The sequence below is a fragment of the Bradyrhizobium sp. USDA 4538 genome, from assembly GCF_024171045.1.
Classification (GTDB): domain Bacteria; phylum Pseudomonadota; class Alphaproteobacteria; order Rhizobiales; family Xanthobacteraceae; genus Bradyrhizobium; species Bradyrhizobium australafricanum.
In genome coordinates this window covers 190,208-215,062 of the sequence record NZ_JALJZE010000002.1, presented here as the reverse complement: position 1 = coordinate 215,062, position 24,855 = coordinate 190,208, and the positions used below count along the sequence as shown (strand labels likewise).

At 60.6% G+C, this 24,855-nt stretch carries 21 protein-coding genes and 5 pseudogenes; 13 read left to right on the top strand and 13 right to left on the bottom strand.

Translation table 11 applies throughout. The annotated features are described in order from the left end of the window. Nucleotides 1-35: 35 nt before the first annotated feature. The 7 genes and pseudogenes from J2R78_RS42295 to J2R78_RS42265 form a co-directional block, all read right to left on the bottom strand. The gene (locus J2R78_RS42295) at nt 36-950 is read right to left on the bottom strand and encodes a carotenoid biosynthesis protein (protein ID WP_253610203.1); all 915 of its coding nucleotides are present in this window, start codon (nt 948-950) and stop codon (nt 36-38) included. A gap of 49 nt (nt 951-999) precedes the next feature. Next, entirely contained in the window at nt 1,000-1,728 is a 729-nt protein-coding gene (locus tag J2R78_RS42290; protein ID WP_253610204.1) for a hypothetical protein, read from the bottom strand. Between the two features lie 249 nt (nt 1,729-1,977). After that, a complete protein-coding gene (locus J2R78_RS42285) occupies nt 1,978-2,655 on the bottom strand; it encodes a TetR/AcrR family transcriptional regulator (protein ID WP_253610205.1) in 678 nt (225 codons plus the stop codon). 452 nt (nt 2,656-3,107) lie between these two features. Continuing rightward, nucleotides 3,108-4,546, bottom strand: a pseudogene (locus J2R78_RS42280) (IS701 family transposase). Nucleotides 4,547-4,966: 420 nt separating this feature from the next. Next, nucleotides 4,967-5,860: a sterol desaturase family protein gene (locus J2R78_RS42275; RefSeq protein WP_253610206.1), complete on the bottom strand. Its 894-nt coding sequence runs from the start codon at nt 5,858-5,860 to the stop codon at nt 4,967-4,969. Nucleotides 5,861-5,942: 82 nt separating this feature from the next. Then, nucleotides 5,943-6,473 carry an L-lactate permease gene (locus J2R78_RS42270; RefSeq protein WP_253610207.1) on the bottom strand — a complete coding sequence of 177 codons (531 nt, stop codon included), beginning with the start codon at nt 6,471-6,473 and terminating at the stop codon, nt 5,943-5,945. Nucleotides 6,474-6,496: 23 nt separating this feature from the next. Then, nucleotides 6,497-6,667, bottom strand: a pseudogene (locus tag J2R78_RS42265) (IS5/IS1182 family transposase); the annotation flags it as partial. Nucleotides 6,668-6,739: 72 nt separating this feature from the next. Between J2R78_RS42265 and J2R78_RS42260 the strand changes: the two are divergent. Then, nucleotides 6,740-7,198 (top strand): annotated as a pseudogene (locus J2R78_RS42260) (transposase); the annotation flags it as partial. 263 nt (nt 7,199-7,461) lie between these two features. Here J2R78_RS42260 and gcvA read toward each other — a convergent pair. After that, nucleotides 7,462-8,385 carry a transcriptional regulator GcvA gene (gcvA, locus tag J2R78_RS42255; RefSeq protein ID WP_253610208.1) on the bottom strand — a complete coding sequence of 308 codons (924 nt, stop codon included), beginning with the start codon at nt 8,383-8,385 and terminating at the stop codon, nt 7,462-7,464. Between the two features lie 245 nt (nt 8,386-8,630). Here gcvA and J2R78_RS42250 point away from each other — a divergent pair, with 245 nt between their 5' ends. The 3 genes from J2R78_RS42250 (at nt 8,631) to J2R78_RS42240 (ending at nt 10,070) form a co-directional block, all read left to right on the top strand. Beyond that, nucleotides 8,631-9,050, top strand: coding sequence for a hypothetical protein (locus tag J2R78_RS42250; RefSeq protein ID WP_253610209.1), 420 nt, complete (start codon nt 8,631-8,633; stop codon nt 9,048-9,050). 143 nt (nt 9,051-9,193) lie between these two features. Then, on the top strand, nt 9,194-9,499 hold the full coding sequence (locus J2R78_RS42245; RefSeq protein ID WP_253610211.1) for a hypothetical protein: 306 nt from the start codon (nt 9,194-9,196) through the stop codon (nt 9,497-9,499). A gap of 25 nt (nt 9,500-9,524) precedes the next feature. Continuing rightward, nucleotides 9,525-10,070 carry an amidohydrolase family protein gene (locus J2R78_RS42240; RefSeq protein WP_253610212.1) on the top strand — a complete coding sequence of 182 codons (546 nt, stop codon included), beginning with the start codon at nt 9,525-9,527 and terminating at the stop codon, nt 10,068-10,070. 97 nt (nt 10,071-10,167) lie between these two features. Here the strand turns inward: J2R78_RS42240 and J2R78_RS42235 are convergent, their stop codons facing one another. Continuing rightward, the gene (locus tag J2R78_RS42235) at nt 10,168-11,052 is read right to left on the bottom strand and encodes a DMT family transporter (protein WP_253610615.1); all 885 of its coding nucleotides are present in this window, start codon (nt 11,050-11,052) and stop codon (nt 10,168-10,170) included. Nucleotides 11,053-11,142: 90 nt separating this feature from the next. Then, nucleotides 11,143-11,418 (bottom strand): hypothetical protein, encoded by a 276-nt coding sequence (locus tag J2R78_RS42230; RefSeq protein WP_253610213.1) that lies wholly within the window; start codon nt 11,416-11,418, stop codon nt 11,143-11,145. A gap of 141 nt (nt 11,419-11,559) precedes the next feature. On the opposite strand from J2R78_RS42230, the pseudogene J2R78_RS42225 reads away from it, so the two are divergent. Beyond that, a pseudogene (locus tag J2R78_RS42225) lies at nt 11,560-12,263 on the top strand (SDR family NAD(P)-dependent oxidoreductase). A gap of 412 nt (nt 12,264-12,675) precedes the next feature. Here the strand turns inward: J2R78_RS42225 and J2R78_RS42220 are convergent. Beyond that, entirely contained in the window at nt 12,676-13,344 is a 669-nt protein-coding gene (locus tag J2R78_RS42220; protein ID WP_253610214.1) for a helix-turn-helix domain-containing protein, read from the bottom strand. A gap of 214 nt (nt 13,345-13,558) precedes the next feature. Between J2R78_RS42220 and J2R78_RS42215 the strand changes: the two genes are divergently transcribed. From J2R78_RS42215 to J2R78_RS42180, 8 genes and pseudogenes are all read left to right on the top strand, one after another. Further along, nucleotides 13,559-14,501, top strand: a protein-coding gene (locus tag J2R78_RS42215; protein WP_253608102.1) for an IS630 family transposase whose coding sequence is annotated in 2 segments (ribosomal slippage) — nt 13,559-13,897 and nt 13,899-14,501 — 942 coding nt in all. Because the reading frame shifts where the segments join, the coding sequence is not laid out codon by codon here. A 540-nt stretch (nt 14,502-15,041) separates the two neighbouring features. Further along, on the top strand, nt 15,042-16,376 hold the full coding sequence (locus J2R78_RS42210; RefSeq protein WP_253610215.1) for an ammonium transporter: 1,335 nt from the start codon (nt 15,042-15,044) through the stop codon (nt 16,374-16,376). Nucleotides 16,377-16,575: 199 nt separating this feature from the next. Further along, nucleotides 16,576-17,469, top strand: a complete 894-nt coding sequence (locus J2R78_RS42205) for a glutamine amidotransferase family protein (RefSeq protein ID WP_253610616.1) — start codon at nt 16,576-16,578, stop codon at nt 17,467-17,469. Then, nucleotides 17,469-18,158, top strand: coding sequence for a protein glxC (locus J2R78_RS42200; protein ID WP_253610216.1), 690 nt, complete (start codon nt 17,469-17,471; stop codon nt 18,156-18,158). Before J2R78_RS42205 ends, J2R78_RS42200 begins: the two co-directional genes overlap by 1 nt. A 12-nt stretch (nt 18,159-18,170) precedes the next feature. Next, nucleotides 18,171-19,499 (top strand): FMN-binding glutamate synthase family protein, encoded by a 1,329-nt coding sequence (locus J2R78_RS42195; RefSeq protein WP_253610217.1) that lies wholly within the window; start codon nt 18,171-18,173, stop codon nt 19,497-19,499. Between the two features lie 75 nt (nt 19,500-19,574). Then, entirely contained in the window at nt 19,575-20,873 is a 1,299-nt protein-coding gene (glnT, locus tag J2R78_RS42190) for a type III glutamate--ammonia ligase (RefSeq protein ID WP_253610218.1), read from the top strand. Nucleotides 20,874-21,025: 152 nt separating this feature from the next. Continuing rightward, nucleotides 21,026-21,953: pseudogene (locus J2R78_RS42185) on the top strand (IS630 family transposase). A gap of 115 nt (nt 21,954-22,068) precedes the next feature. Then, a protein-coding gene (locus tag J2R78_RS42180) for an IS630 family transposase (RefSeq protein WP_141343507.1) occupies nt 22,069-23,011 on the top strand; the annotation gives its coding sequence in 2 pieces (ribosomal slippage) (nt 22,069-22,407 and nt 22,409-23,011; 942 coding nt in all). A 102-nt stretch (nt 23,012-23,113) separates the two neighbouring features. On the opposite strand, the gene folD is transcribed toward J2R78_RS42180, so the two are convergent. Both folD and purU read right to left on the bottom strand, forming a co-directional pair. Continuing rightward, nucleotides 23,114-23,989, bottom strand: coding sequence for a bifunctional methylenetetrahydrofolate dehydrogenase/methenyltetrahydrofolate cyclohydrolase FolD (folD, locus tag J2R78_RS42175; RefSeq protein WP_253610219.1), 876 nt, complete (start codon nt 23,987-23,989; stop codon nt 23,114-23,116). A 3-nt stretch (nt 23,990-23,992) separates the two neighbouring features. Continuing rightward, nucleotides 23,993-24,853 carry a formyltetrahydrofolate deformylase gene (gene purU / locus J2R78_RS42170; RefSeq protein WP_253610220.1) on the bottom strand — a complete coding sequence of 287 codons (861 nt, stop codon included), beginning with the start codon at nt 24,851-24,853 and terminating at the stop codon, nt 23,993-23,995. Nucleotides 24,854-24,855 lie beyond the last annotated feature (2 nt).

Below are 24,855 nucleotides of genomic sequence, written 5' to 3'. Positions count from 1 at the left end.
GGGCATCAGCACGCGCTGCTCAGTCAATCGCTCAATCAGTTGCCGGTCGCCCGAGCTCCTGAGCCGATCTGCGGTTTAGAAAAATCGACGGCTAGCCGATGCAAACACAGCACCACGAATGGAAGTACCGTGAATAACGATACGAGCGTCATCGAACCGTAGATATCGCCAGTCCACCAAACGTGATGATCGTGGGTCGTTATCTGGACGCTTTCACGACCAAGCATCCCAGCCGGATACTCGGCAATGATCGTCGCGTACATGAATGCTGGAAGTTGCCAATAGAGCTCTTGGTCAGGTCCGGGCCGACCTTCGCCGTGATTGGCCGATCTGTTGTACAGTGCGAAAATAAGAAAGAATGTGAAAACACAGAGGTACCAGCCAAGAAAATTGACGAAGGGCACTCCAAAATACGCGCCCCCTTGGGGCCAATCCCACGTACCCGTAATCGATGAATTGATCGGATCCATGGTCACGTCCCAAGCGACCATTATGAAGGACGCCACAATGGGCACCATGAACACGTCGGTGCCGACCGTGCGGCTGTCGCGCCTGGACAAAAGTCCGGCGGCAATGCTCCACGCCAAATAGCCGAACGCAAAATATGCCGGCATGATCGATAAGGGAACCGTTCCGATCTTTGTCCCAAGCAGGCTCGAGTAGTGATAATGTCCGAATGGGAAGCCCGTCGCGATGCTCAAGGACTCGTAGCTCCAACTTATGATGGATACGAGAACAACGAAGACGATCATCTTCCGGGCGCCATAGCGCAGGTAGCCGTGCCACAAGGCGAAGGGCGTCACCAATACGGGCGTCATCACGCCGGCGATCGTGGTGGCGGCATAGGGCTCGCTAAAGCCCTTGAAAAAAGCGTGCATGAGATGCCCAAGGATCAGGATGAAGGCCACCCCGACGAATAGCCGGTAGCCGCGGATCTCGTTCGTTGCCATGCGTTATTCCTTCGCTGAAGAAATCCGAGGATGGATCTTGTCGCTGCGGTTATCCGATGATCGAGCGCAGCTGTTTTGCCTGGGCGTCGACCGATTGCGGCCCGTTGGACGTGAGGAGACGAAGATGCGGCTCCCAAATCACCCGAACCGCGCCGGGGTTGAGCGACAGGGAAACCTCATAGCCCGCCTGCTTCAGTGTCTCGTCGACATAGTAGGTCAGCCGGGTCTTCTGGCCCGGAATCTTCGGATAGCTGGTCGTGAGCGCGACCACTTCTCCATAGTTGGGTACCGTGGTCAGCTTCGCGCCGCGGAACGGATGGTCCTGGAAATCGCGGGGCGCGCCATCCTGATCGATGCGAAACCGCGCCGAAGTCATGGCCACCGGTGCATGACAGATCAGAGAAAGCAACACCTTCTCCTCGCAAGCGAGGTTGATGATCTCGCCGAGCCAGAGCGAATCCCGGAAATCGACCATGGGAGCGTGGCCGCCGGGAAAATGGATGAAGTCGAAATCCGCGAGCGAGAAGTCATCGTTTGGGTCGCGATGCCGCTCGACCACTGCTTTCGCTGACAGATAGTCTTTCTTCGCCAACTCGCCGAAGGACGCAACGATCTCGTCACGCAAATCGGCTGCCTCCGGATCGGTGTTCGGCAGACTGTCGGACACCGGGAGCGGGCCGAGATGGCGACGACCCAGTTCCAGCTCGGCGTTCCGCCGCGCCACCAGATCGGGACGGCGCCGGGCAAATCCGCCCGGAGCGAGCATTTGAGAGGCCATTGCTCCGGAGCCGGTCGGTCGCCATGAATGGGAGCGACATGCCGTTGATATCGAGTTGCGGCGTCGCGCCATCAGGCGTGCAGAGCGTGAACGCGTGCGTGCCCTCAAACTCCTTCAGGATTTGCGCCAACTCGACCAGAAAGAACCCGGTCGAGATCGGCGCATGATCGGCCGGCTCGCGGAGCGGGAGGGCTCGCGCCGACGACAGGATGATAAGCGCCTTGCGTTTGGACGAATGTTCCGGAATGGTCATGACGATCTCCGATGCTGCGGAGGCTCGATGCGCGCGACGGGCTTCGCTGCCCGGGCGTGTCCTGCTGGGTGTTTCTGGAAAAGGGCACGGAAAAAGACAGGGAGCACGCTTGAGCCCGTCCCGACGCCGAGCGCCCTGTCGAGTGAGACGCCGTGCGAAAGCGCCATCAGTCCGCTGGCAATGTCTTCTAGCGGCGCCGGCGGAGTCGCTCCGCTGAGATCGAACAGCCGGCGCGCGAGGTCTGCATATAGCGCGAGCTGCTTGGCCATGGCAGCTGAATATGCGGCGCCGAAATTGGGGTCGCGGACAGCCTGCAACTGAAGCTCGAGGGCTAGCATTGCGTGCTTGGGGGTTTTGGAGAGCTGTTCCGCCCAAGTTTCAATGCCGGCAAGCACCTTTGAGAAATCGCCGCCAGCAGAATCGATGATCGAAGCGACCCGCAGCGCTTCCTCGGACCTGTGAAGACTAAGAACCTCCAGCAGCAGCGATTCCTTGCTGTCGAAGTTCGAATAGAAGGCGCCCAGCGAATAGCCGGCGTCTTCTGCGATGTCGCGCACCGTCGCGGCATTGAAACCGCGCGTGGCGACCTGCCGACGGGCGGACTCGATCAGACGCCGACGGGTCTGTTCCTGGCTCTGTTCACGGGTAAGGCGGCGACGGCTTGGATGTCCCATGATATCCAAATATCATATGTTATCTTAATGTTCAACCTACTCCTAAAATTCTTCCGCCCTTGTGCCGAGGTGAGGATGGCGCTGTGCCCAGTTCGTCGGGCGCATCCTCAAGCACGTCGAGTTCGGGATTGCGGTCTCATCGGACTTCCGCCGGTACACTTAGATCGTAGCGGAGCCGCTTAGCCGTTGTTCCGGCTCTGCGGGGCGGAGAAGTCGGCGAAAAATTCAGATGCGGGCTTAACGCCGACTGACATGCTGGCTCGATTCGGAGGCCGGTACCGAGGTGGAAGCCCGAGCGCACTGCTATCAGCGCGTCGATGGGCGCAACTGAGAGCCCAATTAGTGCGGCGTCCGGCGGTATTCGGCGTTCGCAAACAAAGCAGATTTTGGGGAAGTTGGCGCGCCGTCTCGGGCGATGATGCGAACTATGTCTCCTCCATAGCCCTCTAATCTTACTGCGTCACAAACGATGATCTGTGTAGTGGTCGAACTTGATCGCACAACAAGGACATCTCGACAGCATTCGGACGAGCCCATGTTCGAGCCGCCGTCGCATCGTCGCGATCGAATTTGGAATGTGACGTTGGGTCCGCAGCGGCAGATCCGCGGGGTCTGTAATCTGCGGGAATGCGATTGAGCGGGATCGGCCGGGCGCGCCGAGCGCCTGAGGGGGGAATCGTCTCCCGCTCGGAGATTAGGAATCCGTCGGCCGCAATGCACATCGTTGCGTGATGATGAAAGCCGCGCCAGCCGCGTCCCTCGAAGTGGCCGAGCCCGACCTCCTGCTTGAGGTCCTGATAGTCGCGTTCGATGCGCCAGCGCAATTTAGCCGTCTCAACGAGCGTCCGGAATGCCACATCCTCCGGCAATGTCGAGAGCCAGTATTTGGTAGGCTGGTCCTCGCCTTTCGGCCATTCGATCAGCAACCATTCCTGCGCTCGCCGGGTGGTTTGCCAATAATCACGATGCGCGGCACGGACCCGCACGCGGGCAAAGCGCGAGGTCAGCTTTTCGTTCGTTCCTTGCCGCCACGTTATGGTGCGCCAAGCTTGGACCGGCAGGCCGATCGCGAGCGCTTTGACGGCGGCTGGCTGATGCTGACGGTTGCGGCGCATCAGTTTTGGTGGACGGCCGCGGCCCGACCATGGCTTCGGCAGCAAGGGACCGGTGCCGGGCGCCCATACCGTCGTGCTCGACAGAAGACCCGCCACATAGGTCAATCCCAGCGCCCTGATCTCGGTGCGCAGGTCGCTGTTGTTGCCATAGCCAGCGTCCATCAGCACGACACCGCGCGGAAGGCCGCTCGCACAGGCCCACCGCAACTGCTCCAGCGCGATCTCCGGCTTGGTCTGGAAGCCGACTTCGGCAGGAATGCCCACCTTGCGTCCGCCGATCGCGGTCCTCAGTCCATTCCTTCGGAAGATAAAGGCGGTAAGCGACAGGCAGGCTGGCGTGGTGGTTGGCAATCGACAGCGACACCGCCACCTGGCAATTATCCTGCTTGCCGAGCTGCCCGCAATATTGCCGTGCAACTCCAACCGAATGTCGCCCCTGCTTGGGAAATCCAGTGTCATCGATGATCCAGGCTTCGATGGAGCCCTGGCGTTCAATCGCCGGCAGGACCATCTCGCGTACCTTGCTCAGCACCTTCTCATCCGACCAGGCGCCGCCTGCCGACGAAATGCCGCAGCGATTGATGCTGGGCCGCCGTCCGCTCCGGAGCCGTCACCGCCGCCATCGGCTCCACGCTCTTGCGACCGCCACAGGCCATCAGGCCGACGCAATAGTCGCGCAGCGGCGCCTTCCGATCAGCATGACCGATGACACTGGCAAGCCCCTCCAAATATGCCGCAAATCGCTCCTCGCTCGTCTTCGTGCCACGCCCGCTCATATCGGCCTCATCGGCTAATGGTCCATGCTGCAACCATCATTGATTCTGGCCGGCGGTTTTGTGACTCAGTCAGACTAGGCCTGACAGGAAAGGCGAGCATAAGCCGCATCAACTGTCTATTGTCGGTGTGGCATACTTCCCCGCTCCAATGAGTTGAGCAATTGAGTTCTCTTGTCTGCTGTGGGGGTCATTTGCGTCGACGATGTCATGTCGGATGCTGCGTCAGCCCGTCTCGGACATTACATCCGCGGACATCACACCCGGAGCACTTGCGAACCGAGGGCGATGGCTACCGCGGCGACCACCTGCGCACACTGGTCGCCGGATCGAGCATCCATCGAACCAGGCAGCCGGTAGGTAAATTTTGATCGGCGGACGATTGATGAGGCAGGGCCGCGCGCGGCCTCCTCTCTCGTGTGATCATCTGGAATATTGCTCTTCCGACGTCGGCCTGATGTCAAGCGGAGCCGCTGCCGGTTGGCGCGATGGAGAGAACAGCGGATAGAGAAGTTGTACGAACCACGGTTCGGGACCCTTCACCGGGTCAACCGGGACGCCAAACTCCGGAGGATATTGCTGTGTAATACGTGCGGTTCCGAACAGAACGTCCCACAGGAACAGAAGAACGGTGTAGTTGCCGTTAAAGTGCCCGATGCCGTCATCCTCACGCGTGGCGTGATGGGCACAATGCGTGGCCGGCGTGGAGATCGTGCGCTGGATCACCCATGCAATCGGCTTCAGGAATTCGTAGCGGTAGAGAAAGGAGTCCCAGCGGATGGCACTGTGGGCCGCCGTGAGCACGGTATTCTTGACGGCGATGTACCAGATGAAAGTGTCGCCGAAACTCAAGTAAATAAGGATCCCGACAAGATAAAGATTCGGATGCATGATCAGGTAGATGTAGCTATTCCGGCGGGTGATGCTGGCACTCATATAGGTTGGCGTATGATGGGCCATGTGAAAGTACCAGAGCCAGGGAAAAGTGTGTGTGGCGCGGTGGTACCAGTAGCTGACCATGTCATCCAGAAGCAGGAACGCGATGATCTGTATCCAGATCGACGTGCCCGCCAACGCTCCTGCGTCTCCTGGCAGCAAGGTCGTCGTGATCGCCGCGACGACGTAGATGACCAAGGGGCTGACGACAAGTTCTGGAAAGGCGAACGTGCCGAGATCCAGGATCGAGTCGTTCAGCGAGTGAAACTTGAATTTCCCCGCGATGACCTCGGCGGTGCAAAAGACGATGATGACGAGCGACGAAGAGCTCATGATCCACAGTAGTTGACGAAGCATCGTCCAGAGTAGTTGATCGGTCATGGTCGTTTCTCCTTTCTAAGAACGCTGGGTTTGCAGGTTGGTACTCCGATTCATTGGGGCGAAAGTCTCTGCCGCATCGACCTCAAACGAGTAGAAGAGCGGCTGCCGCCACCAGGATGATCAGTGGAATTAGGCCAAGCGGCCATGCGCGTGCATATACGGTCCTCTCGAGATCAGGTTGCCCGACAAGGACGCAACCGACCGCGATGCGGACCGGCGAAAGCATGGTCGCGGCAGCGGCAACCGAGTTCTGGAGCGCGGCAAGCCAGAGCAAGCTGAGATGCGTCTCGGCGGCAAGTGCGGCCTGAGAAGGCATGAGCAGACCGTTGGTCGCGCTGCTGCTGCTGGTGAGAAATCCGAACAGTCCGCCGAGCAGGGGTGTCGCCAGAACGGCGAACGGGCCGAGAAGCAGCCGCAGCCCCTTCGCGAGGCCGCCGGCGACGCCCGACATGATCATCACCTGGGCCATGGCAAGAAAAAGTGCAATGGCGAGAACCGGCTTGCGCCCCCTCAGCCAGGCTCGCCTGACTGCACCAGTGACCGAGGTGGGGCGGCCGGTCGCGAATGCGGTTGCAAGCCCGACGGCGAGCAGCCAGGAGCTTGGGTGCAGCAATGGAAACCATGTCGGGCCATCGGGATGCCTGGCCGACCGTCGTTCGCGCAATAGCAGTCGGAGACCTCTTCCCTTAGCCAAGACAGGTCGAGCACGCGATCGACCCGCGCCAGCACGTGCTCATCTGGGACGAGCTGTCTGAGCGAGCCAGCGATGAAGAGCTCCAACTGATCCCGCTCCTTGCGCCCCAGCATCTCGTTTGCTCCGCCGATCGCGAATCGTCGACGAGAACGGAATCAGCCAATTGCAGCTTTTTCAACGACCCCCGCGTACACTTCATGCGCAACGCGCTGGCCCATGCCGGCAAAAGCGGACGGCGTGTCGTCTCCGCCTTCATCGCCACTGCGTTTGCCCAGGACGATGCCGAGGCCGCACGAGCGCAATGGCGGAAGGTCGCCGATCAGCTCCGCCCCAGGCTACCCAAGCTCGCCGGCTTCCTCGACGAGGCCGAGACCGATGTGCTGGCCTACATGACGTTCCCGCCGCAGCACCGCACCAAGCTGCACTCGACCAACCCGATCGAGCGCCTCAACGGCGAGATCAAGCGCCGGACCGAGGTCGTTAGCATCTTCCCCAATGAGGACGCCATCGTCCGCCTCATCGGCGCGATCCTGCTCGAACAGAATGATGAATGGGCCGTCCAGCGCGCCCGTTACATGACGCTGGAAACCATCGCGCCGTTGAGCGATGATCCAACCGTCAGCCTCCCGGCTATCGCCAGCTGACCAGTCCGGCTCATGCCGGCGAACGCGGTGCCCTACCGCCAGTTACACCACGCTCAGGGACACGATCGTGGGATTCACGACGTGGCGCGAAAAGTGAAACGTGAAGGAGCGGTGCGAGCTCGTTCATCACCCTGCCGCGGCCGGCAATCTGTAGCGTTGCGCCGGTCGCAAGATCCAGGAATAGGATTGAGCAGCGCGAGTCGACCTTGAGATTGCCTAGATCGGCAAAACGCGTTTTTATTCGTGCAATTGATGAATCTAACTCATGCAGCGGCCACCCGCGGGACCGCTAGCTTTATGTCTTGGACCTCCCGATGAATCCAGCGCCGGAAATCATCGACCAGGGGATGGCGCGCTCGATCTTTGGGCACAACGAACCAGTAGGCAGAGTCCGAGGTCAGGGCCGTGTCAAATGGCGCCACAAGACGGCCTTCACGAAGATCCTTTTCCACCATCAGGGTCCGACCAAGGGCCAGGCCCAGACCGTCGATGGCTGCCTGCAGGAGGGATGTCGCATCGTCGAACCTTGGGCCATGGAGCACGTCAGGGACTGCCCGCCCGACGGCCTGAAACCAAGTCCGCCAATCCTCGCGCAGGTCGGCATGAAGAAACCTGACCTTGCGCAGATCGCTGAGGTTGCCGGACACATCGAGATAGGACGGGCTGCAAACAGGGAAGACCTGCTCGCCGATCAGTTGTTCGGCCTCCACGTCCGGCCAATTGCCGCGGCCATAACGGATGGCGACGTCGATGCTGTCATCATCGAAATTGGCAAGCTGGCAGGATGCCCGGATGCGCAGTTCCGTTCCTGGACAGAACTCAAGGAATTGCGCCATCCGCGAAGTGAACCATTTGATCGCAAGCGAGGGAGGCATGCTGATGGTGAGTACTTGGGCGTGCCGTGAATGGCGCAACGATGCCGTGGCCGCGGCGATGCGGTCGAAAGCGTCTGCCGCCACTTCCATGTAGCGGCGTCCGTCCTGGGTCAGAGCAACATGACGGCCGGGGCGATGGAAAAGCTGGACCCCGAGGCGTTGCTCCAGATTGCGGACGTGGCGGCTGATAGCACTTTGGGTTAGCAGCAATTCGTCGGCTGCCGCCGTGAAATTTCCAAGGCGCGCGGCGCTTTCAAAAGCACGGACCGCCATCAGGGAAGGCATTTTGCGGCGGCAACCCGAACCGATCATTCAGCCGACACCTTGACTTACAATCTTAGCGAGAGCGAGTCTAACTTCACGTTTTCTAACAAAGCAACGCCGATTGTTGTTCATTGCGCTGAAAAGAAAAGCCGTCTCCCCCGCCTGGCTCCCACGGTGCAGGCGGAGGCCGATATGCCTTGGACGCGTGTCACTCGTTCTTTCTATCTGTTGCTTTTGACTTCCGCCCTTGATCGGTTTCACGTCGACATCCAGCGGATGCCACGGATTGGAGCGTGCATGGAACCGCCCTGACGCCCGGCGCCGTCCTCCCGGACGGCGTGCTCGCGATCTCAGGCGACAAGATCGCGGCAGTTGGCCCACAAGGAAGTGGCGCGATCACCGCGGCGCCGGTCAAGGTTCCCGGCATCATCCATACCGGCTTCATCGATCAGCACAACCATCTTTACTGGTACGTCCTTCCGCGATGGCTGCGCCCGAGAAAGTTCGCCAACCGGTACGAGTGGCAGGACTATGCCGAGTATGACCGCAACCTAGTCTCACCACACAATGCGATTCTCGACGCCGCGGCCTGCAAGGTAGAGATCCTGGCCGAGATCAAAGCGATCGCCGGCGGTACGACCTCCTCGCTCGGCAGCCTCCATCCAACTGACGAACATAACGACAACAAGAAGTGCACAGCGGGCCTCATTTGAAATCTTGATCTCTGGTCGGGCCTGCCGTTCATGATGCCGGACCCGCCAAAGATCCCTACCAGAAGGACGCCAATAATCCCCAACCTCGGCTCCTCGATCTCGTCGACAACGAAGTGTTCCCGCATGAGGGCGCTCGCGATCGAATGGAATTCATTCTGTGCGAACTCAAGGCCGGCCTCCTGCGCGGTCTCACCGTTCACCTGTCGGAAGGTGCACCAACCGATGCGAGCGCGCATCACGAATCCTTCATGTTGAAGAGCGCCGGATTGCTCACGCCTGGAATAGGGATCATTCACGGTACGGCACTTCGAAGGGTCGACTTCGACGCCATCGCGAAGGGTGACGCCGGTCTCATCTGGTCGCCGCGGGGCAACGATGAACTTTACGACACGACCACCGACATTGCCGCAGCGGACGGATTGCAGGTACCGCCCGCGATTTGCGCCTGACTGGAGCCCATCGGGAAGCGCCGGCATGCTGCAGGAGTTGGGTTACGCGAGCCGGCGCTATCCATTCTTCAAGACCGATAAGCTGATCGCCATGGCGAAAACGAAGCCCGCAAAGATGGTCAGAATTGACGCTCATGTCGGCTCACTCGATGCCGGCCGTCAGGCCGACGTTATTGTCGTGCGCGGTGACGTGAGCTCACCGACTTTGTCGGTCGTTAGCGTAATGCCGGCGGATGTGGCCTTGGTCGTCGTTGGTGGCTCGCCGATCTATGGCGACGACACGCTTATGAAACTCGCACCGCTCACGGTGTACGGGACGAAGAAGCTCGTGAACCTCGCTGGAACATATGCGGCTGGAAAATCCCTCGCATCCATCGAGCAGGCCGTCAGCGACGCCCTGGCGAAACAGAGCTTCGCTGCCAGCGATCGAGTGCGACTAAGTCGATTGATGGATGCGGACTCGGCCTCGGCCACAGGACGGGCACCGCCGATGCATTGTTCGGCTCTCACACCAATCGGTCGATCACACCGAATTGATACGACGGCGGCGCCCGTGCGGTCTTTTGAATGATTATCAATCACACGACTAATGACTTTGATTCAAGCTGAGCGCGGGGTCGCAAGACGCGCCGCGATGAGTGCGCACCCGGAGCAGATCTGGTGGCCCCTCAGTAGCCACTCGAAATCGCGGCGATTCCAACAACGGCAACCGCCGCACCAATCCACGCCAAAGCTGCGGGCCGACTACGGTTGACCAACCAGAGCAGCGGCAGAATCAAAACCGGCGTCGTGGCAGACAGCGCCGAGACGACGCCAACCGGCCGCGCTGATAGGGCGAAAAGCACAAGAGTCATCCCCGCTCCCATACCTAAAAGTCCACTTGCGGCCGAACGTATCGCAATCGGTCCTGTCATCGGCCCCTGGCTTCGAAAACCTGGGAGCTGCGCGACAATCAGCAAGCCAACGAGTCCGACGGAAGCTCGTATGGCTGCTGCCGTTGCCGGATCCACGCCGGCGGCCATAACGGGACGGGCGATCAAGACGGCACCCGCTGCTGACAACCCGCCGAGCAAACCGAACAGGACCCCAACGGCCAACGTTCCCTTGGTCTCCTCCGACGTCATTGTGCTTTTCACGTCGCGATAGCTGATAGCGAGCGACACACCAATTACGACGAGTCCAATGCCCAACAATGTTGCGAGAGACAGCGACTCGCGCAGCACTGCATAGCCTAGCAATGCAGCAAACGGAGACCAACTCGTGTAGAGCAGCGCTGTTCGACGCGGACCGAGCCGGCTCATCGCTGCATAAATGAGAGAGTCGCCAAGGACAATGCCGACTGCGCTTGAGAGAATGAGCGCTAGCAACTGACCATGTGTCGGCAGCGACCAGGCGCCGCGCCACGCGACAAGTCCGATCAGCGCAATCAACGCGGCGCCAAGACGCCAGCAATTGAATCGAACCGGACCGAGATGACGAATGGCGGGAGGCGAGATGATATTGCTCAAGGCGACGCGTAGCGCAGCTGTTAATGCGGTGATGTCGTAGAGCATGTCCAACGAAGACTTCTGGTAAAACGAGCCGCGCGCTTGTTCGCGGCAGCTCGTTCGCGGATCAGCTTGGATCCTGATCGAAAGATAGCATCAGATCAGAGCGAGCGTCGCCCCCTGAATCTGGAGCACTTCGAGCATATGTCCGCGCGCGATGCCACCCTGAGGGGCGCCCTCGGCGAGACCGACATGCCCCATGTTGAAGGCTTGCAGGATCTGCTGATCTCCGACGGTGGAATCGTAGCTGAACGTCAGCTCCATCGCGAGGCCGGACTGTTTGCCTGAGCCGGCGCCGGTGTAGATCGCGGAGAAGCCATACGTCGCGTCCCGTTCGGTCGGACAGAAGCTCGGCAGCGCGTTGACGTACAATCGCGCCAGCAATTGCCCGTGGCGGGCTCTCTTGCGGTCGACCGTTGGCAAGGCACCGAAAGTGTGCAGTTCCGTGTACTCGACGTCGCGGTATCGGATCGGGGCCCGACGGTGATCAGATAGGAAATGTTCGGAGTGGATATGTCAGGACAGGTTCAAGGCAAGGTCGCGCTGGTGACCGGCGGTGCGTCGGGCATCGGCGAGGCAATCGTCGAATTGTTTGCGCAGGAAGGGGCGACCGTTATCGCAACCGATATCGATGAGTTGAGGGGACCGGAACTCGCCGCGCGTCTCAAGAAGGCGGTTCGCGATGTGAGCTTCCTGCCGCAGGACATCACCAGCAGCGCTGGATCGAGGTCGTGGCAGAGGTCGCTAAGCGCCATGGCCGGCTCGATGTGATGGTGTCCAATGCTGGAATCAGCATCAACGCGCCTTCGATCGTCGAGATGTCGCCTGCGGATTGGCGCCGGCAGACCGCGATCAATCTCGACGGCGTGTTCCTGTCGGTGAAGTATTCGTTGCCCCTGATGCGCAAACACGGCGGCGGCTCGATCATCATGATGTCGTCGCTCGCCGGCCTCGGCGTCAATTCCGTGCATCCCGGCATTATCGATACGCCGATGTGGGGCAAGATTCCGACGGGTACCGCAGGCGCTAGACAGAATGCGCCGATCGATCCCGACGAGGGCGCAAGGTTTGCGACGCCGCTCGGCCGTGCCGGGCAGGCGATTCAGATCGCGCAAGGCGCGTTGTATCTGGCCTCGGATGCATCTCGCTATGTGACCGGCACCGAGATCGTCATCGACGGCAGCATGAACGCGGGCGGAGTGGTGCGGCAGGCGTAAGTTCCGTCATTGCGAGCGAAGCGAAGCAATCCTTCGCACCGGGCGTGCGGTAGGATGGATCGATGGGCGCCTTTGCTGCGATCACCGCCAGCACGGTGGCGATCGCGATTACGCGAAACCGTTCGATTTTCCGCTATATCGCCCCCTTTCGCCCGTCCTCGGTTCGGGGATTTTCAGGGGCGTAGAAGCTGACTCGGCCCAAGGGTTCATGCTGTTCCTTGCGCCGAGGATTGGATGAGATAGGTTTGGTTGGTGTGGGGAAAGGTGGTCGCGCTCCCCCGCTATCACCTCACACTCCTCTTACCTGATTTGGATGGCGTCCTGGCCGAGTAGCGGACTATAGCGCCGATGGTTTCCATCGCAGCATACGGTCTCGTCATGGCTGTCACATTCCTCGGCGTCTAACCCGCAGTCAATTTCGGCTGCGCCGCGGATAAACGATGATGGAGAGATACGTCATCGGTGCCTTTATGAGCTCTTCCGGACCGTGGCGGGCTGCCGCGTCAAAGAAAAGCGCGTCGCCGGATTCCAGCAGATAGCTACGATCGGCGTGTCGGTAGCGTACTTTGCCCGTGAGCATGTAGATAAACTCTACCCCAGCATGCCGGAAATCAGTATAGGGAACGGCGTCACCCTTCAATGTGATCAGGTACGGTTCAACGACGATATCGCCGCCGACGCTATGCCCGAGCAGGTCATAGAGGTGCCCGGCCTTGGTGCCGCGCCGCTCGATACGGACGCCTGTACCCGCCTTCACGAAGGAGCAATCACGTTGCTCGGTGCTTTCGCGGAATAGACGGCCGATCGGCACATTCAAGGCCTTCGCCAGCGCAGATAGGGTCGCCAGAGAGGGCGAGATCGACCCGTTCTCGATCTTGGACATCATGCCGGCTGAAATGCCGGCCGCCGCGCCGAGCTCCAGCACCGTGAGGTCCAGCTCCTTCCTCAGTCTTCGGACTTCAGCTCCGATTTCGGATTCAAGAGTGGGGGTTACTTCCTTGGGAGCTAACGAACCGGTCAGAAGCTCCGGTTCTTGCCGCGGTGCGTCCGCTCTCGAACGCTTGATGGCGCGTTTAACCACGGTGAAACCTCGCTGAATCTGCTCAGTCCGCCCCCAAAGCGCGGCTACCGCAGATCGTCCGACCGGATGATAAAATCGTCGCCCCTCTATACTGTGGCCCGGCGCCTACGGCTAGAGCGGTTTCCAGTTGAGGTGAATCGGAACAGTCAAAGGGGATTCCCACGGGCACGCAAATCAGATTCGGTGTTGCCCGCGACAACATGCGGGGCATGCGATGGCGAAGGGATACTCCAAGGACCTCAGGGTGCGTGCGGTTGAGCTTGTTGAGTCCGGCGAAAGCGCACGTGAGGCTGCGCGCATTCTCAATCTCGGCGCTTCGACTACGATCCGATGGATGGATCGTTGGAGGAAGACCGGAAACGTTGAGGCCAAGCCCGGCACCGGGCACAGCCGCTCGCCGTTGGAGCAGCACAAGCAGTGGCTGATCGAGCTGATCGCCGCGGAGCCGGACCTGACGCTCGAGGAGATCCGCGCGCGTCTGCGCTCTCAGAGAAAGCAAAAGGCCGGCATCGGTTCGATCTGGCGTTTCTTCGACCGTCACAGCATCACCTTCAAAAAAAACACTGCACGCCGCCGAGCAGGATCGACCTGACGTCGCTGCCGAGCGTGCCGCGCTGAAAGCCGAGCAGCCCAAGCTGCGTGCACCGCGCCTCATCTTTATCGACGAGACTGCGGTCACGACGAAGATGGTCCGGCACTATGGGCGCTCTCCTCGCGGTGAGCGCCTCGTCTCTGGCGTGCCCCATGGTCACTGGAAGACGCTGACGCTTGTCGCCGCGCTGCGCATCGATGGCCTCACGGCGCCCTATGTCATCGACGGTGCAATGGATGGGCCCTCGTTCCTGGCTTATGTCAAGCAAGTCCTGGCGCCGACCTTGCGCAAGGGCGACATCGTCTTCATGGACAACTTGCGCACTCACAAGATCGCCGGTGTCCGCGAGGCGATCGAGGCTGTCGGCGCCCGCGTGCGTTATCTGCCGGCCTACTCGCCCGACCTCAATCCAATCGAACAGGCCTTCTCCCGGTTGAAAGCTGCGCTGCGCAAAGGCGCCACCCGCACGGTCCAAGCCCTGCTCAAACTCATCGGCAAACTCGTCAAGTCGTTTGCGCCGCAGATGTGTGCCAACTACTTTAGGCATGCTGGATACACCAGATGATCCACATCATGTGGAAAATGCTCTAGCCAAGCGCAGCCCCTGCTGCGATTTCCCACATTGCTCGGCGGCCCGGCCGATTCAGGGCGCACGGGGAGTTCTCGGCAGGAAGCCTTTCGCCCTGCCACAAGATTGTTCTGTTGCTTGAATTCTAGCCACAGCCCGCGGTCCTGAGGCGGCCGGTCACTCGGGACGGGGCGAGGTAGAGCCCGTGCCCCGTTAAAATTTCTCATCAAGAAAGAAAATTTCTGGCGCAGAACAATTGGCACGATATTTGTATTCAAATTTGTTGCCTGTCGGGAAACATCCCGCGGCATGCAATGGAAGCGCAAATGAAGTTCATCATCGCTGTCCTTCGGCCCACCAGATCGAAACTTTGCGGCCATCCTACTGGGCGTGTCGCGCGGCGCGATAAACCAGGTAAGTGGCTCCAGCGCATCGACATCGATTCAAGGCTTCGACCTGCCTCGACGAGGCCCCGACTTATCAAATCCACGACGCGGCAACCCAAAATCCTAGGCTCTTAGGGGAGACACTGTTCAAATGCTGAAGAAGATGCGTGACGTAGTTTTGACCACCGGTGTGTTCTTGATGGCTGGCTTCGGCGAAGGTCTGGCGCAGACCGCAACGCCGGCGGCAACCACGCCGGCCCCAGCCTTGAATTCCGGCGACGCGGCCTGGATGCTGACCTCGTCGCTGTTGGTCCTGATGATGCTGGTACCGGGTCTTGCACTGTTCTATGGCGGCCTGGTGCGCAAGAAGAATGTGCTTGCAGTTCTGATGCAGTGCTTCTTTGCGGCCGGTATCTTATCGGTAATCTGGATCGTCATCGGCTATACGCTGGCCTTCACCGAAGGCAATCCGTTCTTTGGTGGCATGAGCAAGTTCATGCTGCAGGGCATTGCGCCAGACACGCTGGCGCCGGCGGCACAAACCATTCCAGAATTTGTGTTCGTGATGTTCCAGCTCACCTTTGCCATTATCACGCCCGTCATTATCCTCGGTGGTCCGGCGGATCGGATGAAGTTTTCGGCGGCGATGCTGTTCCTGTCGCTCTGGCTTTTGCTGGTCTACGCTCCGATCGCGCATATGGTCTGGGGGCCGGGTGGCTTCCTCGCCGACGCTGGCGTGCTCGATTTTGCGGGCGGCACCGTCGTTCACATCAATTCGGGCATCGCCGGACTGATCGCCGCTCTGATGATCGGCAAGCGCCAGGAGTTCGGCACAGACGCCCTGGTGCCTCACAATGTGCTCCTGACTATGATCGGCGGCGCTCTGCTGTGGGTCGGTTGGTTCGGCTTTAACGCCGGCTCCGCGCTTTCTGCTGGTGGCTCAGCGGGGATCGCAATGATCAACACCCATGGCGCGACTGCTGCGGCGATCGTCTCCTGGTGCTTGGTCGAAGCGATAATGCGCGGCAAGTCGAGTCTGCTTGGCGCCGTGTCGGGAGCGATCGCCGGCCTCGTTGCCATAACGCCGGCCTGCGGGTTCGTCAGCGTCAGCGGTGCCTTGATCATCGGCCTTGCGGCCGGCGTTACATGCTACTGGGGTGTGTCGGGGCTGAAAAATATGTTCGGCTATGACGATGCACTCGACGTCTGGGGCGTACACGGCGTCGGCGGAATCCTGGGTGCCATCCTGACCGGCGTATTCGCGATCGCCGCGATCGGCGGCACCGGCAAGGCTGGTCTCGTCGACGGTAATCCCGGGCAGATCCTGCTCCAGCTCGAAGGCGTGGGCATGACCCTGGTCTGGTCTGGCGTGATTAGCTTTGTGCTCCTCAAGCTGATCGACATCACCATCGGTCTGCGCGTCAGCAAGGAAAACGAAGAGATCGGCTTGGATCTCGCGCTGCACGGCGAGGCCATCCATAGCTGAGGGTTTTCTGCAACGCCGTCGCGTCGGCGCGATCTCATCTCGCCGACGCGACGTTATCTCGTTCTCTCAGGGCTTGTGGGCGCAGCCTTCCGAAAATTGACGGGTTGTCTAACCGTTGCTTGACAGGAATATAAATTGCCGTACAGGTTACGTCGGCTAAGGGTTGCGCGTTGGCGCAACCACGATGGTGGAGGATTTCATGTGCGGAATCGTGGGGCTGTTTCTGAAGCGGCCGAGGCTTGAGCCGGAGCTCGGGGCGATGTTGTCGGACATGCTTGCCGTGATGAGTGATCGCGGCCCTGACAGCGCTGGCTTCGCTGTTTATGGCGATGGCGAGCGGGGGCGCGTGAAACTGACGGTGAGCGGCGCGAGCGAGGCGGCGCTGCGCGAGGCGATCCCCGAGCTCGGACAGGCAGTTGGGGACAATCTGGTCACTACCTATCGCGATAGCCACGCGGTGGTTTCGCTTCCCGCGACCAAGGAGCAACAAGCGCGCGGCTGGATCGCTGCGCGCGGGGACATCGGCTTTGTAGGGGCCGGGACGCGAATGGAGCTCTACAAGGAGGTCGGCCTTCCGGAACGAGTCGCGCAGCGGTTCGGACTGGCACGAATGGCGGGCAGCCACGGTATTGGCCACACCCGTATGGCGACGGAATCGGCAGTGACCACGCGCGGCGCGCACCCGTTCTCGACCGGTCCCGATCAATGCCTCGTCCACAACGGATCGCTCTCGAATCACAACGGCGTGCGTCGCGTCCTGCGACGCGCGCGCATGACGTTCGAAACCGAAAACGACACCGAGGTCGCCGCGGGCTATCTCAGCTGGAAGATCCGGGAAGGCGCTTCGCTCAAGGATGCTTTGACGCAGAGTCTCACCGATCTCGACGGCTTCTACACCTTTGTCGTGGGGACGGAGACCGGATTCGCGGTGCTGCGCGATCCGATCGCCTGCAAGCCAGCGGTGATGGCCGAGACCGACGACTATGTGGCCTTTGGCTCCGAATATCGTGCGCTGGCGATGTTGCCGGGGGTCGATAAGGCCCATCTCTTCGAGCCGAAACCCGCAACCATCTACGCGTGGGAGCGACGCTGATGTCGAGCTTTGATCTTGCCAAAGCGCCGCTGCGCGAATTGAACGCGATGCTGCATGCTCTGCCGCCTACCGCCCATGACACTCATTGGGTCGTAACCAATCCTGGCGGCAAACATGCGATCGCCTGCGGCGTCGATGCGCCGGTCACGATCGAAGTCGAAGGTCATGTTGGTTATTACTGCGGCGGCATGAACAAGCAAGCGACGATCGTTGTCTCGGGCAATGCTGGCGTTGGCGTTGCCGAGAACATGATGTCGGGCGAGGTTCGCGTCAGGGGAGACGCCAGCCAGGCCGCCGGCGCGACCGGCTGCGGTGGCTTGCTCGTGATCGACGGCAACGCATCTGCGCGCTGCGGTATCTCGATGAAGGGCATAGACATCGTCGTCAAAGGGTCGATTGGGCCGATGAGCGCGTTCATGGCGCAGGCCGGCAATCTCGTCGTGCTCGGCGACGCCGGTGATGCGCTTGGCGATTCCATCTACGAAGCCCGGCTGTTCGTGCGCGGCAATGTCGCAGGCCTTGGAGCTGACTGCATCGAGAAGCAAATGTCGACGGCGGACAAGTCGATCCTCCGCTCGGTGTTGAAACGCGCGGCTCTGACGGACACGGTCAGTCCCGATGACTTCAAGATGTTCGGTTCTGCGCGCCGCCTCTATCACTTCCATATCGACAACGTCGACGCCTATTGAGCAGGATTCCTGATGACCGTTCCGCCGCCTCATCGCACCCCGCCGCGTTTCTCTGCCACCTTCAGCCCGCAAGCGATCGCCGAAATTCAACGCGCAGCTGTAACTGGTATCTACGACATCCGCGGTGGTGGCGCAAAACGTGCGTTGCCGCATTTTGATGACCTCCTATTTCTGGGCGCCTCGATCTCGAGATATCCGCTTGAAGGCTACCGCGAAAAATGCGGCACTGATGTCACGTTGGGTGCGCGCTTTGCCAAGAAGCCGATCAAGCTGAAGATTCCCGTCACCATTGCTGGCATGAGTTTTGGTGCCCTGTCGGCGCCAGCCAAGGAAGCTTTGGGGCGCGGCGCTTCTGCAGTGGGGACGTCGACGACCACCGGGGATGGTGGGATGACGCTCGAAGAGCGCGGGCATTCCTCCATCCTGGTCTATCAATATCTGCCGTCGCGCTATGGCATGAATCCCGACGATCTGAGAAAGGCGGACGCAATCGAGATCGTGATCGGGCAGGGCGCAAAACCGGGCGGTGGCGGCATGCTGCTGGGGCAGAAGATTTCGGCGCGGGTCGCAAAGATGCGCACGCTGCCGGAGGGCATCGACCAACGCTCAGCCTGCCGGCATCCGGACTGGACCGGACCTGACGATCTGGAGATCAAGATCGAGGAATTGCGCGAGCTGACCGATTGGGAAAAGCCGATCTATGTCAAGGTCGGCGCCAGCCGTCCCTATTACGACACGGCACTAGCGGCAAAATCCGGCGCCGACGTGATCGTGCTCGATGGCATGCAGGGCGGCACCGCTGCAACCCAGGAAGTCTTCATCGAAAATGTGGGCCTGCCCATCCTGGCTGCGATCCGGCCCGCGGTGCAGGCGCTGCAAGATCTGGGCTTGCACCGCAAGCTGCAGTTGATTGTCTCTGGCGGTATCCGCACCGGCGCCGACGTCGCGAAGGCACTGGCGCTCGGCGCGGATGCGGTGGCGATCGGCACCGCAGCGCTGATTGCGCTCGGCGACAACGATCCGCAGCTCCAAGCGGAGTATGAAAAGCTCGGTACGGTTGCCGGTGCGTATGACGATTGGCAGGAGGGATTGGACCCCGCCGGGATCACCACGCAGGATCCCGCGCTTGCAGCGCGACTGGATCCCGTGAAGGCGGGGCGTCGATTGGCAAATTACCTTTCGGTGCTCACGATCGAGGCCCAGACGATCGCGCGCGCCTGCGGAAAGAGTCACCTGCACAATCTCGAACCAGAAGATCTCGTCGCACTGACGATCGAGGCCGCAGCCATGGCGGGCGTGCCGCTCGCCGGAACGAACTGGATTCCGCGAATCACGAAGTAGCGGGCTCGCAGTTCGTGAGCCCTAATGAGCTGCAAGTATCCAATGCCGGGGTATTGAAGCATCAAAGAGGGAACCATGACCAACAGTCTTCATGCCACCGCGCAGGAGAAAGGCATCAAATATTTCCTGATATCCTATACCGACCTGTTCGGCGTGCAGCGCGCCAAGCTGGTGCCCGCCGCCGCGATCGACGGCATGGCGAAGAGCGGCGCGGGTTTTGCCGGCTTTGCAACATGGCTCGACATGACGCCGGCCGACCCTGACATGTTCGCAATGCCAGATCCGGGAAGCCTAATCCAATTGCCATGGAAACCTGAAGTCGGCTGGCTTGCCGCCGATCCCTGGATGAGCGGCAAGCCCGTTGCGCAAGCGCCGCGCAATCTCTTGAAGCGGCTGATCGCCGATGCCGCCGCCAAAGGCTATGAGCTGAAATCCGGGGTCGAATGTGAGTTCTTTCTGATCTCGCCCGACGGTACCGGGATTTTCGATGGCGCCGACCGCCAGTCAAAGCCCTGCTACGATCAGCAGGCACTGATGCGACGATACGACGTGATCGCCGAGATTTGCGATGCCATGTTGTCGCTCGGCTGGAAACCCTATCAGAACGATCACGAGGACGCGAACGGCCAGTTCGAGATGAACTGGGATTTCGACGCGGCCTTGAAGACGGCGGATCGTCACGCGTTCTTCAAGTACATGGTGCGCGCGATCGCCGAGAAGCACGGGCTGCGCGCCACCTTCATGCCGAAGCCGTTCGTCGACCTGACCGGCAATGGCTGCCATGCCCATGTCTCGGTGTGGCGAGATGGCCGCAATCTGTTCGAGGACGAAACCGGCGAACTCGGGGTCTCAAAGCTCGGCTATCACTTCCTCGGCGGCATCATGCACTCGGCCGATGCGCTTGCTGCTCTATTCAATCCGACCGTCAATTCCTACAAGCGCATCAATGCGCCGCGTACGACGTCTGGAGCGACCTGGGCGCCGAACTCGGTGACCTATGCGGGGAATAATCGTACCCATCTGATCCGTATTCCCGAAGGGGGGCGCTTCGAGGTGCGACTGGCTGACGGAGCAGCCAATCCCTATCTGCTGCAGGCGGGTTTGCTTGCTGCCGGGCAGGATGGCATCGACAATGAGCGCGATCCCGGCAAACGCCTCGATATCAACATGTACACCGAAGGTCATACAGTCGAGGGGGGCAAAAAGCTGCCGCTGAATCTGCTTGACGCGATCCGAGCGCTGAAATCGTCACCGGTGCTGTCGGAAAGGCTGGACGAGTTCATACCGAGCTACATCAAGCTCAAGACCGACGAGTGGAATTCGTATTCCCGCCATCTGACGGCATGGGAGCGCGAAACCACGCTCGATTGCTGACAGGCATCAAAGCAGCGAAAAGGGAGGCACAGTGCACCTGTGCTCCCCCCCGTTCGTCATTAGAGCATGATCGTCTGAGTCTGAATCGATAGGGAGTCCCAATCGATCGGATTCTGAATCAAGATGCTGGTTGGGCTGGAGGCCCGCATCGGATGGGGCGAGCCTATTCTCGTGATCTGCGTGAGTTGTTGTAGCGGCAGCCGCAGGCGAACGCTGTCGAGCTGTGGCGGCAGCTTTCAAGGTCAGCGTTGCCAGCGTAGTGAAGTGGTCCCAGCGGTACCGCTCGACCGGAAGCGCCCCGGCGCGACCGATGGGAGGCAATCGTCCCTACGCGCTGTCGGCCGAACGCGACGGGCTGCTCAAGCGGCTTGGCGAGCAGCCGGACATCACGTTGCGCGCGCTGCTGGCAGAGCTCGCAGAGCGCGGGATCAAGATCAGCTATTACGCGGTGTGGCACTTCGTCGAGCACGAAGGCATCAGCTTCAAAAATGCCTGCACGGCAGCGAGCAGGATCATCCCGACGTCGCGCGGCGGCGGGCCAATGGAAAAAGTATCAAGGGCTTGATCCCTCCGTATGGTCTTCATCGACCAGACCTGGGCCAGGACAACGAGACCTCCCACGGCCGTGCGCGCAGCGGGGAGCGGCTGGTTGCCAAGGCTCCCCATGGCCGATGGCGGACACGGACCTTCCTTGCGGCGCTTCGACATGACGGCGTCAGCGCCCCCAGTGTGATCGACGGGCCGATCAACGGCGACAGCTTTCTGGCCTATGTCGAGCAGGTGTTGGTTCCCTCGCTCAGGCCCGGCGACATCGTCATCATCGACAGCCTCGGCAGTCACAAGGGAACGAACGTCCGACGCGCCATCCGCGCCGCCGGTGCAAAGCTGTTCTTCCTGCTGCCCGACAGCCCCCACCTGAACCCGATCGAGCAGGTCTTCGCCAAGCTCAAGACCGTACTCATAAAGGCGGCTGAGCGAAACGTGGAGGCAACCTGGAGGCGCATCGGCACTTTGCTAAACTGCTTCTCACAGCAGGAATGCGCCAACTACCTCGCCAATGCCGGATACGCGTCAACGTGAAACGATCACGCTCTAGAGCGGTTTCCAGTTGAGGTGAATCGGAACAGTCAAAGGGGATTCCCACGGGCACGCAAATCAGATTCGGTGTTGCCCGCGACAACATGCGGGGCATGCGATGGCGAAGGGATACTCCAAGGACCTCAGGGTGCGTGCGGTTGAGCTTGTTGAGTCCGGCGAAAGCGCACGTGAGGCTGCGCGCATTCTCAATCTCGGCGCTTCGACTACGATCCGATGGATGGATCGTTGGAGGAAGACCGGAAACGTTGAGGCCAAGCCCGGCACCGGGCACAGCCGCTCGCCGTTGGAGCAGCACAAGCAGTGGCTGATCGAGCTGATCGCCGCGGAGCCGGACCTGACGCTCGAGGAGATCCGCGCGCGTCTGCGCTCTCAGAGAAAGCAAAAGGCCGGCATCGGTTCGATCTGGCGTTTCTTCGACCGTCACAGCATCACCTTCAAAAAAAACACTGCACGCCGCCGAGCAGGATCGACCTGACGTCGCTGCCGAGCGTGCCGCGCTGAAAGCCGAGCAGCCCAAGCTGCGTGCACCGCGCCTCATCTTTATCGACGAGACTGCGGTCACGACGAAGATGGTCCGGCACTATGGGCGCTCTCCTCGCGGTGAGCGCCTCGTCTCTGGCGTGCCCCATGGTCACTGGAAGACGCTGACGCTTGTCGCCGCGCTGCGCATCGATGGCCTCACGGCGCCCTATGTCATCGACGGTGCAATGGATGGGCCCTCGTTCCTGGCTTATGTCGAGCAAGTCCTGGCGCCGACCTTGCGCAAGGGCGACATCGTCTTCATGGACAACTTGCGCACTCACAAGATCGCCGGTGTCCGCGAGGCGATCGAGGCTGTCGGCGCCCGCGTGCGTTATCTGCCGGCCTACTCGCCCGACCTCAATCCGATCGAACAGGCCTTCTCCCGGTTGAAAGCTGCGCTGCGCAAAGGCGCCACCCGCACGGTCCAAGCCCTGCTCAAACTCATCGGCAAACTCGTCAAGTCGTTTGCGCCGCAGATGTGTGCCAACTACTTTAGGCATGCTGGATACACCAGATGATCCACATCATGTGGAAAATGCTCTAGTATCAAAAGATAGACCGGTTGTTCCGGATATCGGGCGAGTTTCACAAACCAACGGTTTGCGGCACGTTCGACGAGGTCAACCCTCGGCCCACCGCTTCGTCGCAGCTTGCAGCGTGTTTCTCAGCAGGCACGCGATCGTCATCGGACCGACACCCCCAGGAACCGGAGTGATCGCGCCGGCCACTTCCCGGGCCTCTCCGAAGGCAACGTCCCCGACCAGTCGGCCCTTGGCCCCGGCCTCCGCCGGCAAGCGGTTGATTCCGACGTCAATAATAATTGCACCGGGCTTGATCCAGCTGCCGCGCACCATCTCCGGTCGGCCGACCGCTGCAACCAGGATATCGGCCTGGCGGCAAAGTCCCGGCAAGTCATGACTGCGCGAGTGCGTCATCGTTACGGTGCAATCCGCCTGCAGCAGGAGGTGAGTGATCGGTTTTCCGACGATGTTCGAGCGCCCGACCACCACTGCGTGCTGGCCCGCCAGTTTCGTCTGCACCGAGCGGAGCAACAGCATGCAGCCAAGCGGTGTGCAGGGGACCAGGCTGGTCAGTCCGCGAATCAGACGTCCGGCATTCTCGGGATGGAAACCATCGACATCCTTCGCCGGATCGACCGACCGGATGACGGTGTCGGTATCGATGTGCGACGGCAATGGCAGCTGGACCAGGATGCCATCGACCTCGTCGTCGGCGTTCAACCTCCGGATCAGGGAGAGAAGCGCCTCCTGCGAGGTCTTGGCTGGCAGGCGGTGCTCGAACGGGAGCATCCCAGTAGCGATTGTCTGACGTGCCTTGGAGGCAACATAGACTTCGCTTGCGGGATCGTTGCCGACGAGCACGACCGCGAGTCCCGGTACCCGGCCGTGCCGCTGTTGCAGGTCCGCGACCCCGGCCGCGGTCTTGAGACGTTCCTGCTCGGCGATCGCCTTGCCGTCGATATTGACCGCAGTCATGGCTCAGTCCTTGAACACGACGGTTTTGGAGCCGTTCAGGATAATGCGACCGTCGATATGCCAGAATACGGCACGCGACAGCACCCGCCGCTCGATGTCGCGACCTTTGCGGACGAGATCGTCGGGTTGGTCATGATGCGAAACGCGTTCGACGTCCTGCTCGATGATCGGGCCTTCATCGAGATCGGGCGTCACATAATGGGCGGTGGCGCCGATCAGTTTGACACCGCGTCCATGTGCCTGGTGATACGGTTTTGCACCCTTGAAGCCGGGAAGGAAGGAATGGTGGATGTTGATGCAGCGTCCGGCGAGCTTCGCCGAAAGTCCGTCGGACAGGATCTGCATGTACCGGGCAAGAACGACGAGATCGACGTTCCGGTCTTCGACAATCTTCCAGATGGCCGCTTCCTGTTGGGATTTGGTCTGCGACGTAACGGGCAGGTAGTCGAACGGAATGGTGCTGAGATCGTGGTGCGCGAACGTCTCGATCGGATGGTTGGAGACGATGCCGGCAATGTCGGCGGAAAGTTCGCCGATCCGCCATTTGTAGAGCAGGTCTGCCAGGCAATGATCAAACCCCGACACCAGGATGAGCAGCTTGGGGCGCGCGGCACGCGGACGGACGGTCCACTTCATTTGCAGCCCATCGGCGATGATTGCGAAGGCGTTGCTGAAACATTCAGCATTGTCGGTCCCGACGAAGTTAAAGCGAATGCGGGCGAAGAAGACGTTGGTCTCGACGTCATCGTACTGGTGGGCTTCCTGGATATTGGCGCCGGCCTCGAAGAGCGTTTTGGCGACGGCGGCGACGATGCCGGGCTTGTTAGGACAAGAGAAGGTCAGAATGTAGCTGTCGACGGACATGG

Coding starts and splice junctions, on each gene's coding strand:
- J2R78_RS42295 (WP_253610203.1), bottom strand. CDS start 950: ATGGCAACGAACGAGATCCGCGGCTACCGGCTATTCGTCGGGGTGGCC.
- glnT (WP_253610218.1), top strand. CDS start 19,575: ATGACCAACAGTCTTCATGCCACCGCGCAGGAGAAAGGCATCAAATAT.
- J2R78_RS42240 (WP_253610212.1), top strand. CDS start 9,525: ATGCTGCAGGAGTTGGGTTACGCGAGCCGGCGCTATCCATTCTTCAAG.
- purU (WP_253610220.1), bottom strand. CDS start 24,853: ATGTCCGTCGACAGCTACATTCTGACCTTCTCTTGTCCTAACAAGCCC.
- J2R78_RS42200 (WP_253610216.1), top strand. CDS start 17,469: ATGTCGAGCTTTGATCTTGCCAAAGCGCCGCTGCGCGAATTGAACGCG.
- folD (WP_253610219.1), bottom strand. CDS start 23,989: ATGACTGCGGTCAATATCGACGGCAAGGCGATCGCCGAGCAGGAACGT.
- J2R78_RS42195 (WP_253610217.1), top strand. CDS start 18,171: ATGACCGTTCCGCCGCCTCATCGCACCCCGCCGCGTTTCTCTGCCACC.
- J2R78_RS42205 (WP_253610616.1), top strand. CDS start 16,576: ATGTGCGGAATCGTGGGGCTGTTTCTGAAGCGGCCGAGGCTTGAGCCG.
- J2R78_RS42290 (WP_253610204.1), bottom strand. CDS start 1,728: ATGGCCTCTCAAATGCTCGCTCCGGGCGGATTTGCCCGGCGCCGTCCC.
- J2R78_RS42210 (WP_253610215.1), top strand. CDS start 15,042: ATGCTGAAGAAGATGCGTGACGTAGTTTTGACCACCGGTGTGTTCTTG.
- J2R78_RS42285 (WP_253610205.1), bottom strand. CDS start 2,655: ATGGGACATCCAAGCCGTCGCCGCCTTACCCGTGAACAGAGCCAGGAA.
- gcvA (WP_253610208.1), bottom strand. CDS start 8,385: ATGATCGGTTCGGGTTGCCGCCGCAAAATGCCTTCCCTGATGGCGGTC.
- J2R78_RS42245 (WP_253610211.1), top strand. CDS start 9,194: ATGGAATTCATTCTGTGCGAACTCAAGGCCGGCCTCCTGCGCGGTCTC.
- J2R78_RS42275 (WP_253610206.1), bottom strand. CDS start 5,860: ATGACCGATCAACTACTCTGGACGATGCTTCGTCAACTACTGTGGATC.
- J2R78_RS42235 (WP_253610615.1), bottom strand. CDS start 11,052: ATGCTCTACGACATCACCGCATTAACAGCTGCGCTACGCGTCGCCTTG.